The organism is Arthrobacter sp. MDT2-34-1 (assembly GCF_059091365.1).
The window spans coordinates 1-12228 of sequence record NZ_JBNHGO010000003.1; the positions used below are offsets into that span (position 1 = coordinate 1).

The window sequence follows — 12228 nt, forward strand, 5'->3', positions numbered from 1 at the left end:
CGCGGAAAAGAGGCATCGACACCATGGCCGAGAACAACAGCAGCCGCGACGACGTCGTCGCTGCGTTCGGGGCGGGTGGGGTCAGCCCCGGTTAAGGAACTCGCCCGTTTCCTGGTAGGCCCGGTACATGTCCGGGATCCAGAAGAAGTTCTGGACGAAGCCGTGGTTGGCGCCCGCGTAGCGGCTGACGGTGGTGTCCACGCCGGCGTCCTTCAGGCGCCGGCCGTAGAGTTCGCCCTCGTCGCGCAGGGGATCGTACTCGGCGGTGATGATCAGGGCCTTCGGCAGGCCGGTGAGGTCCTCGCGCTTGATCGGGGAGACCAGCGGGTCGGCCGGGTCCGCGCCGCTCTCGAGGTAGAAGGAGTTCCACGGCTTCAGCGCCGGGGTCTCCAGGCCGTAGCCGGTGGCGTTCTCCCACAGCGAGGCGTAGCGGTCCTCGTCGAAGTCCAGGTCCAGCGACGGGTAGTACAGGACCTGGTGCGTGATCCGGTCGAAGCCCTCGTCGTGTGCCATCGCCGTCACCGCCGCCACAAAATTGGCGCCCGAGCTGTCGCCGGCCAAAGCCAGGTTCTGGCCGTCCCAGGCCAGGCTCCCGCCCTGCTCGGCGGCCCAGCGCACCACGCCGTAGCACTCCTGCAGGCTGGTCGGGAAGGGCGCCTCCGGTGCCAGCTGGAAGCCGACGGAGATGACCTTGTAGTCGCTCTCCTTGGCCAGTGCCCGCGCGACATGGTCATGCGTTTCCAGGCTGCCGGAGAAGAATGCGCCGCCGTGGAAGTACACCAGCAGCCCGTAAGACTCCGCCTCCGCCGGGGTGTAGATCCGCACCGGGACCTCGCCCGCCTCGGTGGCCGCAACGGTGTCCTCGACGGCGTGCAGGGGCAGCCGTTCCTCCAGGGGCGCGACGAACTGCAGGTCGCCCGCGCGCTTTGCCTCCGGGTCGGGCCGCGTGCCGTGGTCGAACGGCGGCAGCGTGGCGAGGAGTTTGCCGATCTCGGGGTGGATTGTCACTCGACACCAGCCCCCTTCTCGAAGGACGTGGTCTCCGGGAAGGAGTCACCGATGTCGAACGGCTTGCGGGAGATGTCCTGCAGCACGTCGGTGATGGGCTTGCGCTTGGCCTGGTAGGTGCGCAGGGCGTCCTGCAGGTCGGAGCCGTCCTTGATGGCCTCGGCCAGCCAGGCGGCATCCTGCATGGCGGAGTTCGCGCCCTGGCCCTGGTGGTGCAGCATGGCGTGCGCGGCATCGCCCACCAGCGCAACGCTGTCGGTGTGCCAGGTCGGCTGCTTGTCGATGTCGTAGACACCGCGGTTCGTCATCGAGGCGATGTCCAGTTCCTGGCCGATCTTCTGCAGGCGCTCGTCGAAGCCCTCCAGCAGCGCCCCGATGTACTGATGCGTGACCTCCGGGGCCCAGGCGGTGTCGTCGCTCGGGGCGGTGATGTCGAAGGACACCTGGTTGCGGTGGCGCAGCGGCAGGAAGTACACGGTAGTGCCGTTCTGGCCCACGTAGACGCGGAAGTTGTCATTCTCCACCAGGCCGTAGGCATCGTCGGCGGAGATGACGGCGCGCATGGCAATCGTGTGGGAGAACACCGGCTGGACCTCCCCGAAGATCTGGTTGCGGACGCTGGACCGGATGCCGTCGGCGCCCACTACCAGGTCGGCGGTGACCTCCACGCCGTTCTCGAACTTCACCGTGGCGGAGTTGCCGTTGTCGGCGATGCTGATCATCTTGTGCCCGATGTGAACCCGCTCGGCCGGCAGCAGGCGCAGGAGGGTCTCGATGACGTCCCCGCGGTGGACCATGCGGCAGTGGTTGGTCTGGGCGTACTCGTTGATGCCCGGCCACGGGTCGCGGGCGATGAGCTCGCCGTTGGCCTGGTAGACCTCGATGGCCTCGGAGGGAGCGGAGACCTTCTCGAACTCTTCGAACACGCCCCACTTGCGCAGCACCTCCACGGTCGGCGGGCGCAGGCCGATGCCGGCCCCTACTTCGCCAAGCTCGGGGGCCTGCTCGTAGACGTGCACGTCGGCGCCGAGCTGCAGCAGTGCCAGGGCAGCGGAAGCGCCGGCGTAGCCGCCGCCCACGACGGCCACCTTCAGGTTCTGGATGTCGGAAGTCTGCATTGTTCTGTTGTTCCTTCACTGGGCGCCGGTGCAGGCGTCCTCGGGGTGAGTGTTGGGTTGGAGTCGCCGCCGTCGTCGTAGGCGGCAGCGGAGCCGGCGCGTGACGCCGGATGGAGTGATGCGGGTCAGGCCTTGATGGAGAGGAAATCGGCCGGGTTGTCCTCGAGGAGGAGCTTGATGGTGGCGTCGTCGATGCCGGCGGCGCGCATGTCCGGGAGCATGTCGTCGAAAATGTAGTTGATGGTGTGGCCCTTCACGCCCGGCCAGCCCAGCGGGCTGCAGTTGGCGTCTGCCGAGACGAGCAGCTTGTCCGCGTAGCCCTTGTTCACCAGCTTGACGAAGTGCTCCATGCGCTCGGCGCGTTTGCGGCCCCAGAACGGCGGGTCGGGCAGTTCGAGGTCGTACCCGAAGGTGTCGAAGCCGATGCGGCCGCCCTGCTCGTAAATCCAGTCGTGCGGCGTGATCGGTGCGTTCAGGCCGTCGTCGGCGTGGCCGAAGAGGACGCGATCCAACGGGAGGCCCTCCTCGTTGAAGATGTTCACGGCGGGCTCGGGGTCGATCGCCAGATGCGTGAGGATCGGGACCCCGGTGAGGACGGCGGCGCGGGCGGCGGCGCGGTAGATCCGCTTGTCGAGTTCGGTCATCTTGCCGCCGCGGCTCACGCCGACCTTGATGACGCCGGCCTTGGCGCCCGTGTCGCCGATCCCCACTGTGATTTCGTGGATGAACACCTTCGCCAGGTAGTCCACCGACGCCCGTGCAAAGTGCGGCAGGGCGGTGTCGCCGCCCACGAAGCCGGTGCAGGCCACGATGTGGACGCCGGTCTTGGCCGAGAGGGACTTGTAATAGTCGACGTCGCGGCCGTTGCAGATGCCGGTGGCGTCCACGAAGGTGCCGCCGCCGTTTTCACGGAACCTGCGCAGCTTCGGCACGGTTTCTTCGTAGGCCTGCTCCGGCGACTTCCACCATCGCGTGTCGAGCTCGGAGCCGGGCATGCCGTAGCCGATGTGTTCGTGGACTGCCACGATTTCCAGTTCTTCAGCCGGGATTGTTCCCAGCACGGTGTTGACCTTGGTCATTCCTTCACCTCAGGGTTTCGAAAGCTTGTTGATGGCGGGCCGCGGTGCTCAGCGCACAGCCAGCAGGTTGCGCGGATTGTCCACCAGGATGCGGCGGGCGTCGTCGTCGCCCAGGCCCAGTGATTTCAGGAAGGGGACAAAGGTGGTCAACACGTGGCTGAACGGCAGGTCGTAGTCCGGCTGCCCCTTGGCCACGCCGATCGCGTTGGACGAGAGGATGACCTGGTCCGTGTGGCCGGCCCCGACCAGCTCGAGCACCAGTGAGGCCCGCTCGCGGTCGCTGAGGTAGCCGCCGTCGTCGTCCAGTCCCACGTGGTCCAGGCCCACGAAGGCACCGCGGCGGGCCACCTCAAGCGCCGCACCGGCGGCCGCGGCGTCCTGGCGGTCCAGGCCGCCGACGAGCACCCGCCCGGCGGGCAGTCCCTCGTCCAGGACGACGTCGAGGTCGTGCAGGGCGTCGGCGCCGTAGCGGATGGAGACCGGGATGCCGGTGGCCAGGGCGGTCCGGGCCGCCCCGCGGAACAAGCTCTCGTCGGTGGGGGTCATGCCCTCGCGGGTTGCGGTGCTGGTGACCAGCCCGGCGGCTCCGCGGCGCTCGACCCGCGGGACCACCATGCCCTCGCTGACTTCCTTCGAGAAGAGGTCGGCGAACTTTTCGGCCGGCCACGGGGTCGGCGGGTTGGTCTGCGGGGTGAGGAAGTAGCCGCCGAGCATTTCCTCCGGCCCCATGCCGGTGGAAGCGATGATGTGCACGCCGGTCGAGCGCGAGAGCGCCTCGTACAGCTTCACGTCGCGGCCGTGGAACATGCCGGTGCTGTCCACGATCGTCTGGCCGCCGGCCGCGCGGAAGTCGGTCAGCTTTCCGGCCAGGACCTCGAAGATCTCCGCCCGGTCCATGCTGATGTCCGGGGCGTACTGGGCTCCCGGGACCACCGAGAGCAGGGCCTCGTGGACCGCGACCACACCCAGTTCGTGGGCGGGAACGGGGCCAAGAACGGTATTGGCCGTCGGGTGGGGGGTTGTTGTTGTATCCGTCATTGGCACAACCTTTCGTCTGACGCCACGCCATGCAGACGTCACGCGGGGAAGGATCATGCACCGCGACCTCTGGATTCATTCCTCGCCGAAACCGGTGCAGGCGGCAGTAAACGAAGGAGGAGCCCATCGGGAGGCCCGGCGTCCGCTAACGGCCGCGGGCTCCCGCTGATGTGACCTTGATTACCTGTCAACTAGGTTTACATGATGTAGTGCCAAAGTCAAGGCAATTGACCGGAAAACATCTCGGTTCGTTTTGGCTGACGGGGTGGATTTCCCGCGCGGTCGCGGCCTACTGCCCGGTGCTGAACCGGTACTTAAATTTGTCTGCCTGGTGCACTGCGGAGCGCCATCCGGCGGGCAGGTCGCCCGTGGTGAAGAAGACCGTCTCGATGACGAGCAACGGGCTCCCCGCGGCGACCCCGAAGGTCGCGGCCTGTTCGGCGGTGGCCGCGGTTGCCCAGGCTTCGTGCTCGGCGCGGACGTGTGCGATGCCGAACTCTTTCTTGAGGAGTTCGAAGGCGGAGCCAACGCGTTCCAGTTCCGCGGCGGTGGGGCTGAAGTCCCCGGGCGCCCGAATGTAGACGTCGGCTTCGACGAGGGGCTCATCCTCGACCGAGATCAGGCGGGTGAAATGCAGGAGCCGCTCGTGCGCTTCGAGTCCCAGGAGGTCCCGAATCCGGCCGGGCGGTTCCACCCGTTCGATGCCGGCGACCTTCCCCGTCGGATGCAGTCCGCTCTCGGCGAGGTATTGGTACAGGGCCCCCGAGCGCACGTCGGCCGGCCGCTGGACCCTGGTGCCGATGACCGGGAACGTCCCCTTGCCTTGTTTCCGGTAGATGTACCCCTCGCTGGCAAGCTCCTGGAGTGCCTGCCGGATGGGCGCCCGGCTGACCTCGAACCGGCTGAGCAACTGCGCCTCGGTCATTGGCTTCCGTGGATCAGCGATCCCCTCGGCTATTTCCCTGCGCAGAATTTCCCTGATCTGGCGATACAGGGGTACCCCGGACGAGGTGTCGAGCTCGCCATATGCCATGAGTCTTCTGTTCCTCCACGTCGCCCGCCACCGGGATTGCCCTGCAGGAAGTCAACCACAGAACTCAGTCCATTGAGGAGGCGGCGGCCCTAGCCTGCCGATGGCGTGCGACGTAGCCTGAGGTGACTACCGCCGGAGGGGCGTGCCATGGACCAGGACATCCAAAAGTACATCAGCGCGTTGGTCGAGAAGGAACAACAACTGCGCGACTCCGCGCCGGAGGAGCCGGACAAGGCCGCCGCCCGCGCCGCCGAGCTGCGCCGCCTGGAAGAGCAGCTGGACCAGTGCTGGGACTTGCTGCGCCAGCGCCGTGCCAAGCGCAAGGCCGGCGAGGACCCGGGCGAAGCTGAGACCCGGCCGGCCGGGGAAGTGGAAAACTACCGGCAGTAGCGGAGCGGCAGGCGGTCCCGGCGGGCTGGGCCCCGCCCCGCCGGGACCGCCTGCCCCGTCGTCGTCCGTTTACCGCGCGTCAGGCGCCCTTTGACGCCTCGGACTTGGAGCCTGACTTCTTCTTCTTCGAGGAGCCGGCGGAAGACTTGGCCTCCCGGTTCTGCTCGACGCTGCGGCGCAGCGCCTCCATCAGGTCCAGGACCTTGCCGCCTTCTTCCTCTTCGTCCGTGCCGAAGGTCTTTGCCGTATCCAGCGCCTCGCCCTGCTCCAGCTTCGCCTCGATCAGGGTCCGCAGCTGTTCCTGGTACTCGTCGGTGTAGTCCCCGGGCGTGAAGTCGGAGGAGAACGACTCCACCAGCGCGGCGGACATCTCCTTCTCTTTCGCCGAGATCCGCACGGTTTCCTCGAGCGACGGGAAGCTGGCCTCCCGTACCTCGTCCTCCCACAGCAGGGTCTGCAGCATCAGGACCTTGCCGCGGACCCGCAGCGCCGCCAGCCGGGTCTTCTGCCGCAGCGCGAACTGCACGATGGCCGTGCGGTCCGTCTCTTCCAGGGTCCGCCGGAGCAGGACGTAGGCCTTGGACGACTTCGAATCCGGCTCCAGATAGTAGCTGCGGTCGAACATGATCGGATCGATCTGGTCGCTCGGGACAAACTCGACGACTTCGATCTCGCGGCTTTTTTCGACCGGCAGGGACTTGAAATCCTCGTCCGTGATCACCACGGTGTGCTCACCGTCGTCGTACGCCTTGTCGATGTTCTGGTAGTCAACGGTCTTGCCGCAAACTTCGCACCGGCGCTGGTAGCGGATGCGCCCGCCGTCCTTGTCATGGACCTGGTGCAGGCTCACGTCGTGGTCTTCGGTGGCGCTGTAGAGCTTGACCGGCACGTTGACCAGACCGAACGCCACCGCGCCTTTCCAGATGGCTCTCATGCCACTAGTGAACACCCGCGGGCGGTACAAAGCCAGAGGCGAGGGCCTAGCCAACCGGCCGCGCGGCGGACAGACTGGCGGTATGGCCAGCCAGAATTCCAGCCGGATATCCAGCCAGAAGGAGACCGTAGACGTCGACGGGCGCCGGCTCAGGCTGACTAATTTGGACAAGGTGCTGTACCCGGAAACCGGGACCACCAAGGCGGAGGTGATCGCCTACTATTCGGAGATCGCCGAGTTCCTGGTTCCGCATGCCGCCGACCGGCCGGTGACGCGCAAACGCTGGGTTCACGGCGTCGGCACGGCGGAGGAACCGGGCGAGGTGTTCTTCCAAAAAAACCTGGACAAGTCCGCGCCCGACTGGGTCTTGCGGCACACCATCGAGCACAAGAGCAACATCAACGTCTACCCGTTGGCCAATGACCGGGCCACCCTGACGTGGCTGGCGCAGATTGCGGCCTTGGAAATCCATGTTCCGCAGTGGAAGTTCGGACCGCGCGGCAAGATCAACAATCCCGACCGGATGGTGCTGGACCTGGACCCGGGGGAAGGGGCCGGGCTGGCCGAGTGCGTCGAAGTCGCCTTCCTGATCAAGGACATCCTCGAGGGGATGGGGCTCGACCCGAGGCCGGTGACCTCCGGTTCCAAGGGCATTCACCTTTACGCCGGGCTGGACGGCAAGCAGACCTCGGAGGACGTCAGCCAGGTGGCCCACGAACTCGCCCGCCTGCTGGAGGCCGACCATCCGGACCTCGTGGTCAGCGACATGAAGAAGTCCCTGCGCACGGGCAAGGTGCTGGTCGACTGGAGCCAGAACAACTGGGCCAAGACCACGATCGCCCCGTACTCCCTGCGCGGCCGGCCGCACCCCACCGTGGCGGTGCCGCGAACCTGGGCCGAGCTGGAAGACCCGGACCTGGCTCACCTCGACTTCAGGCAGGTGCTCGAGCGCGTCAAGGAGATCGGCGACCCGCTGGCCGGCATGGCGGGCGGCACCGCCGACGAGCAGTCCCTGCCGGAGCCGGGACCGGACCGGCTCAGCACGTACCGTTCGATGCGCGACCCGGACCGCACGCCCGAGCCGGTGCCTGCGGTGATCGAGCGGCGCGAGTCGGACGATGAACCGGTTTTCGTCATCCAGGAGCACCACGCACGCCGGCTGCACTACGACGTCCGCCTGGAGCATGACGGGGTGATGGTGTCCTGGGCCGTGCCCAAGGGACCGCCGGTCACGACCGGTAAGAACCACCTGGCCGTCCACACCGAGGACCACCCCATGGAATACGCCACTTTCGAGGGCACCATCCCCAAGGGCGAATACGGCGCCGGGGTGATGACCATCTGGGACAGCGGCACCTACGAAGTGGAGAAGTGGCGCGAGGGCAAGGAAGTCATCATCGTGCTGCACGGGCGACCCGACGGCGGCCTGGCGAACGACGGCGGGCCCCCCGGTCCGCGTCGCTACGCCCTGATCCGCACCGGCGGCGAGGACGGCAAGGACAATTGGCTGATGCACCTGATGAAGGACCAGCCGCGTCCTGCTGCGGGGACGGCGGACGGCCGCGGGTCCGGGCGCGCCGGGCGGGCGGTCGTCACCGCCGCGCCTGCGGATGATACCGGCTCCGCACTGCACGACGCCGGGCCGCCGCAAGCGGTGAAACCGATGCTGGCCGTGCAGGGCACCGAGGCCTCCATCGACGAGGAGGAGGGCTGGGCCTACGAAATGAAGTGGGACGGAATCCGGGCCGTCGCCGTCGTTGCCGACGGGTCCGTGCGCTTGGTCAGCCGCAACGGCATCGACATGACCAAGACCTACCCCGAACTGGCCGACCTGCCAGACCACGTCCTGGCCCAAACCGCGGTGCTGGACGGCGAGATCGTCGCGCTCGATGCCGAAGGACGGCCGGATTTCGGCCGCCTGCAGAACCGCATGAACCTCACCAAAAAAGCGGATATCGAGCGCGCGGCCGCGAAATACCCGGTGGAGTACTTCCTCTTCGATTTGCTGGAACTGGACGGAACACCAACACTTGGGCTGGAATACTCCCAGCGGCGGGAAATCCTCAAGGAAGCGGTGGAGACGCCGGACGACGGACATATCCAGGTGCCGCCGGAGCTGGATGCCAGCGCGGCCGAAGCGGTCGCAGCCAGCCGGGAGGTCGGCCTGGAAGGCATTATCGCCAAGCGCACGGACAGCAACTACGCGCCGGGCCTACGGACGAGGAGTTGGATCAAGATCAAGAACCAGCTGACGCAGGAAGTGGTCATCGTGGGCTGGCGGCCGGGCAAGGGCTCGCGCGCCCGCAAGGTCGGCTCGCTGCTGGTGGCCGTGCCCGACGGCGTGGAGCTGAGCTACCTCGGCCGCGTCGGGTCCGGCCTGACGGAGCGCGAACTGGCCGAAATCGGTGCACGGCTGAAGAAGATGTCACGCAAGACCCCGCCGCTGGAGGGCGTGCCGGCGGCAGACGCCTCCGACGCGAACTGGGTGCGGCCCGCGCTGGTCGGCGAGGTCCAGTTCAGCGAACGCACCGGGTCCGGAAAGCTCCGCCACCCGGTCTGGCGCGGCTTTCGGCCGGACAAGAAGCCGTCGGATGTCGTCGTCGAAATCCCGCAGATTCAGGCCTGACCCGCGGAGCTGCCGCTCAAAAATTTTGACCCTACCCCTATCATTCTGCCGATGAATCGTTAGTCTTTACCAAGGGGAACTTCTGGGGGGAAGTTTCGGGGGATGATTCTTGGGGAAGAAGGCAGAACTGCATCATGGGGAGTTCATTTAAGCCGACTATTCGCGACGTCGCCGAGCGGGCCGGCGTTTCGCTGGCAACGGTCTCATACGTCTTGTCCGGCCGGCACGGGGGTTCAACGAGGATCAGCGAACCGACCAAAGCCCGGGTAATCGAGGCGGCCAAGTCGCTGGGATATGTGCCCAACCACGCCGCCCGGGGCATGCGCCGCGGGCGGACGGACACCGTGGCCGTCGTGGTGGAAAACCTGGATTCGGCCTGGGACCGGCAATTGGCGGAGGTTGCCAACCGTGTGCTGCCGGAGCACGGGTACCGCGTGGTGGTCCTGCTGGGCCAGGAGGCATGGCGGAACTTCATGCTCTCCGGCGGCGCGGACGGGGCCATCCTGGGTTTCAGCACCGAAACGCCCGAGGAAGACCACACCCTGCGCGACCTCGCCGACCGGGGCGTGGCGCAGGTGGTCGTGTCACAGTTCCTGCAGCCTGACGGCTTCGACGTGCTGAAAGTGGACGCGGAGGTCGGCATCGCCGAGGCGGCTGCGTATCTTGCAGCCAGGCACCGCCGCATCGCCGTGCTGCACCGGGGCGGGCCCGCCCCGGGTCCCCGGGGTTCCCGGCTGGGGTTGTTCCGGCAGGCGATGGCCGACCTCGGCGCAGAACTGGACGAAAACCTGGTGCGTGCGACGCACGGGTCCTGGCGTGAATCCTACGAGGAGACCGGCACGCTGCTGAAGTTGTCCGATCCGCCCACGGCGTTCTTCACCACTGCGGATCTGGAGGCCCTGTGCGTCTCCGGCTCCGCCACCGCGGCGGGACTCCGGATCCCGGAGGAGATGGAGATCATCGGCGTGGACACCTCGGATCTGGGACACCACTCCGAACCGCCGCTGAGCTCGGTGGGACCGGAGCCGCTGGTGGGTACCGTGGTGGACCTGCTGATCGACCGGCTGGAGGGGCGCGCCTCCGCCGGCGGGCGCCTGGTGCCGGCGCCGTGGAAGCTGAACCACCGGGGGACCACCGTGGCGGGGATGTCCGGTGATGGCAGCGCCGAAGGCTCGGGCGAGGTGGAGGACAGCGTCTCCAACGGGGCTCCCTAGCGGCGGGCGGCTACAGTGCAGGGATGGAGTACACCCGGCACAGCTACGGCCCGGATCCCAGCCAGTACGCGGAACTGTATGTGCCCGCCCGGCGGCGGCACACCGCCGTCGTCGTCATCATCCACGGCGGGTACTGGCGCGCTGCCTACGGTGCCGAGCTCGGACGCCCGCTGGCCCGGGACCTCGCCAGCCGCGGGTGGATCTGCTGGAACATCGAATACCGGCGCGCGGGCAATGGCGGCGGCTGGCCGGAGACGTTCGACGACGTTTCCTCCGGCATCGACCGGCTCGCCGACGTTGCGCCTGAGTCTGGATTTGCGCTCGAGCGGGTGGTGGGGCTGGGCCATTCGGCCGGCGGCCAACTGGCGGTGTGGGCGGCCGGACGGGGCCGGTTGCGGTCGGAGGAGTCCGGGGTGCGGGTGCCCGGCGCGGCCCCGCGGGTGGAGCTCGCTGCGGTGCTCAGCCAATCCGGGGTGCTGGATGTGGCGCGCGCCCACGAGCTGGGCCTGAGCGACGGCGCCGTCGAAAACCTGCTCGGGCGGCCGGAGGACGCTGATCCAGGTGCCGCGCATCCCTACCGGCTCGCCGATCCCATGCGGAACGTGCCGCTGCCGGTCCCCGTCTACGCGTTCCATGCCGACCGGGACGCCGACGTGCCGAGGGAACTGTCCGAGCGCTACGTCGACGCCGCCCGGACCGCCGGCGGGACGGCCGAACTGGTGCTCGTTCCCGGGGACCACTATGCGCTGATAGATCCTGCCTCTGTTGCGTTTGCGCGCATCCGCGGGGTGCTGGCCGGCCTGGGCTGATGCCGGTGCCGCAACCGGGGGCGCTCTGCTACGTTGGCACTGTGCTCACGGTCATAGGCGAAGCCCTGGTGGACGTCGTCCGCTCCGACACGATGCCGCCGCGGGTGCACGTCGGCGGCAGCCCGATGAACGTGGCGGTGGGTCTGGCCCGGCTGGGCCATCCGGTCCAGTTCGTCGGCCGGTACGGCAAGGACCGGTTCGGGGACCTGGTCCACGGCCATCTGCGCCGCAACTCGGTGCTGGTGCCGCTGGATCCGGATGCGTCGCCGACCAGCGCTGCCACCGCTACCCTGGATCCCGCCGGTGCCGCCCATTACTCTTTCGACCTGCTCTGGGAACTGCCGGACCTCGAAAAGGTCCGGCCCCGGCTGCTCGACGAGACGGTCTGGCTGCACACCGGCTCCGTCGCGGCCATGCTGGAGCCGGGCGCGCACACGGTGTACCGGACCGTCCAGCGGGCCCATCCGCGGGCCCTGGTCAGCTACGACCCGAACTGCCGGCCCACGCTTATTACGGATCGGGACTTCGCCCGGCGGCAGGCCGAGAAGTTTGTGGTCCTGGCCGATGTGGTCAAGGCGTCCGACGAAGACCTTCGGTGGCTGTACCCGGACCGTACCGTCGAGGAGACGGCCCGTGCGTGGTTGAAGCAGGGGCCGGCCGCGGTGGTGGTCACGCGGGGGGCGAAGGGCAGCTGGGGAGTGGTCCGTGCCGGGACGGCAGAGGTCGCGGCACCGGCGTCGGCCGTCGTTGACACCGTAGGCGCCGGCGACGCGTACATGTCCGGGCTGCTCGATGCGCTGCTGAACGCGGGATTCTCCGGTTCGGCCCGGCGCGGCAAGCTGCGCGACATGGGCTCCGCCACGCTCGAAGATGTGATGGCGCACGCTGCCCGTGCCGCGGCCATCACGGTATCCCGGGCAGGGGCGAATCCGCCGCGCCGCGACGAGCTGGGCTAGCCGCCTGCGCCGCCGGAGGCATC

At 67.9% G+C, this 12228-nt stretch carries 11 protein-coding genes; 5 read left to right on the forward strand and 6 right to left on the reverse strand.

From position 1 onward, the window contains the following. Positions 1-81 precede the first annotated feature (81 nt). From AC5RVV_RS13370 to AC5RVV_RS13390, 5 genes are all read right to left on the reverse strand, one after another. On the reverse strand, positions 82-1008 hold the full coding sequence (locus tag AC5RVV_RS13370; protein WP_494001889.1) for an alpha/beta hydrolase: 927 nt from the start codon (positions 1006-1008) through the stop codon (positions 82-84). Further along, positions 1005-2126, reverse strand: a complete 1122-nt coding sequence (locus AC5RVV_RS13375; protein WP_494001890.1) for an FAD-dependent oxidoreductase — start codon at positions 2124-2126, stop codon at positions 1005-1007. Before AC5RVV_RS13375 ends, AC5RVV_RS13370 begins: the two co-directional genes overlap by 4 nt. A 125-nt stretch (positions 2127-2251) precedes the next feature. Beyond that, entirely contained in the window at positions 2252-3205 is a 954-nt protein-coding gene (locus AC5RVV_RS13380; RefSeq protein WP_494001891.1) for a phosphotriesterase family protein, read from the reverse strand. Between the two features lie 48 nt (positions 3206-3253). Continuing rightward, positions 3254-4243 carry a phosphotriesterase family protein gene (locus AC5RVV_RS13385; protein ID WP_494001892.1) on the reverse strand — a complete coding sequence of 330 codons (990 nt, stop codon included), beginning with the start codon at positions 4241-4243 and terminating at the stop codon, positions 3254-3256. Positions 4244-4532: 289 nt separating this feature from the next. After that, a complete protein-coding gene (locus AC5RVV_RS13390; RefSeq protein ID WP_494001893.1) occupies positions 4533-5276 on the reverse strand; it encodes a GntR family transcriptional regulator in 744 nt (247 codons plus the stop codon). A 147-nt stretch (positions 5277-5423) separates the two neighbouring features. Between AC5RVV_RS13390 and AC5RVV_RS13395 the strand changes: the two genes are divergently transcribed. Then, on the forward strand, positions 5424-5666 hold the full coding sequence (locus AC5RVV_RS13395) for a DUF2630 family protein (RefSeq protein ID WP_494001894.1): 243 nt from the start codon (positions 5424-5426) through the stop codon (positions 5664-5666). A 79-nt stretch (positions 5667-5745) separates the two neighbouring features. Here AC5RVV_RS13395 and ku read toward each other — a convergent pair whose 3' ends face one another. Next, positions 5746-6600 carry a non-homologous end joining protein Ku gene (gene ku / locus AC5RVV_RS13400; RefSeq protein WP_494001895.1) on the reverse strand — a complete coding sequence of 285 codons (855 nt, stop codon included), beginning with the start codon at positions 6598-6600 and terminating at the stop codon, positions 5746-5748. An 82-nt stretch (positions 6601-6682) separates the two neighbouring features. Here ku and AC5RVV_RS13405 point away from each other — a divergent pair, with 82 nt between their 5' ends. The 4 genes from AC5RVV_RS13405 to AC5RVV_RS13420 all read left to right on the forward strand — a co-directional run bounded on the left by AC5RVV_RS13405 (position 6683) and on the right by AC5RVV_RS13420 (position 12205). Then, a complete protein-coding gene (locus AC5RVV_RS13405) occupies positions 6683-9226 on the forward strand; it encodes an ATP-dependent DNA ligase (RefSeq protein ID WP_494001896.1) in 2544 nt (847 codons plus the stop codon). Positions 9227-9360: 134 nt separating this feature from the next. After that, complete coding sequence (locus AC5RVV_RS13410; protein ID WP_494001897.1) at positions 9361-10440, forward strand: LacI family DNA-binding transcriptional regulator; 1080 nt, start codon at positions 9361-9363, stop codon at positions 10438-10440. Between the two features lie 23 nt (positions 10441-10463). After that, complete coding sequence (locus tag AC5RVV_RS13415; RefSeq protein ID WP_494001898.1) at positions 10464-11249, forward strand: alpha/beta hydrolase; 786 nt, start codon at positions 10464-10466, stop codon at positions 11247-11249. A gap of 41 nt (positions 11250-11290) precedes the next feature. Then, the gene (locus AC5RVV_RS13420; RefSeq protein WP_494001899.1) at positions 11291-12205 is read left to right on the forward strand and encodes a carbohydrate kinase family protein; all 915 of its coding nucleotides are present in this window, start codon (positions 11291-11293) and stop codon (positions 12203-12205) included. The last annotated feature ends 23 nt before the right edge of the window (positions 12206-12228 follow it).

Bases quoted from the DNA above. Each gene is read 5' to 3' on its own strand.
- AC5RVV_RS13375 (WP_494001890.1), bottom strand. From the start codon at position 2,126: ATGCAGACTTCCGACATCCAGAACCTGAAGGTGGCCGTCGTGGGCGGC.
- AC5RVV_RS13380 (WP_494001891.1), bottom strand. From the start codon at position 3,205: ATGACCAAGGTCAACACCGTGCTGGGAACAATCCCGGCTGAAGAACTG.
- AC5RVV_RS13385 (WP_494001892.1), bottom strand. From the start codon at position 4,243: ATGACGGATACAACAACAACCCCCCACCCGACGGCCAATACCGTTCTT.
- AC5RVV_RS13390 (WP_494001893.1), bottom strand. From the start codon at position 5,276: ATGGCATATGGCGAGCTCGACACCTCGTCCGGGGTACCCCTGTATCGC.
- AC5RVV_RS13395 (WP_494001894.1), top strand. From the start codon at position 5,424: ATGGACCAGGACATCCAAAAGTACATCAGCGCGTTGGTCGAGAAGGAA.
- ku (WP_494001895.1), bottom strand. From the start codon at position 6,600: ATGAGAGCCATCTGGAAAGGCGCGGTGGCGTTCGGTCTGGTCAACGTG.
- AC5RVV_RS13405 (WP_494001896.1), top strand. From the start codon at position 6,683: ATGGCCAGCCAGAATTCCAGCCGGATATCCAGCCAGAAGGAGACCGTA.
- AC5RVV_RS13410 (WP_494001897.1), top strand. From the start codon at position 9,361: ATGGGGAGTTCATTTAAGCCGACTATTCGCGACGTCGCCGAGCGGGCC.
- AC5RVV_RS13415 (WP_494001898.1), top strand. From the start codon at position 10,464: ATGGAGTACACCCGGCACAGCTACGGCCCGGATCCCAGCCAGTACGCG.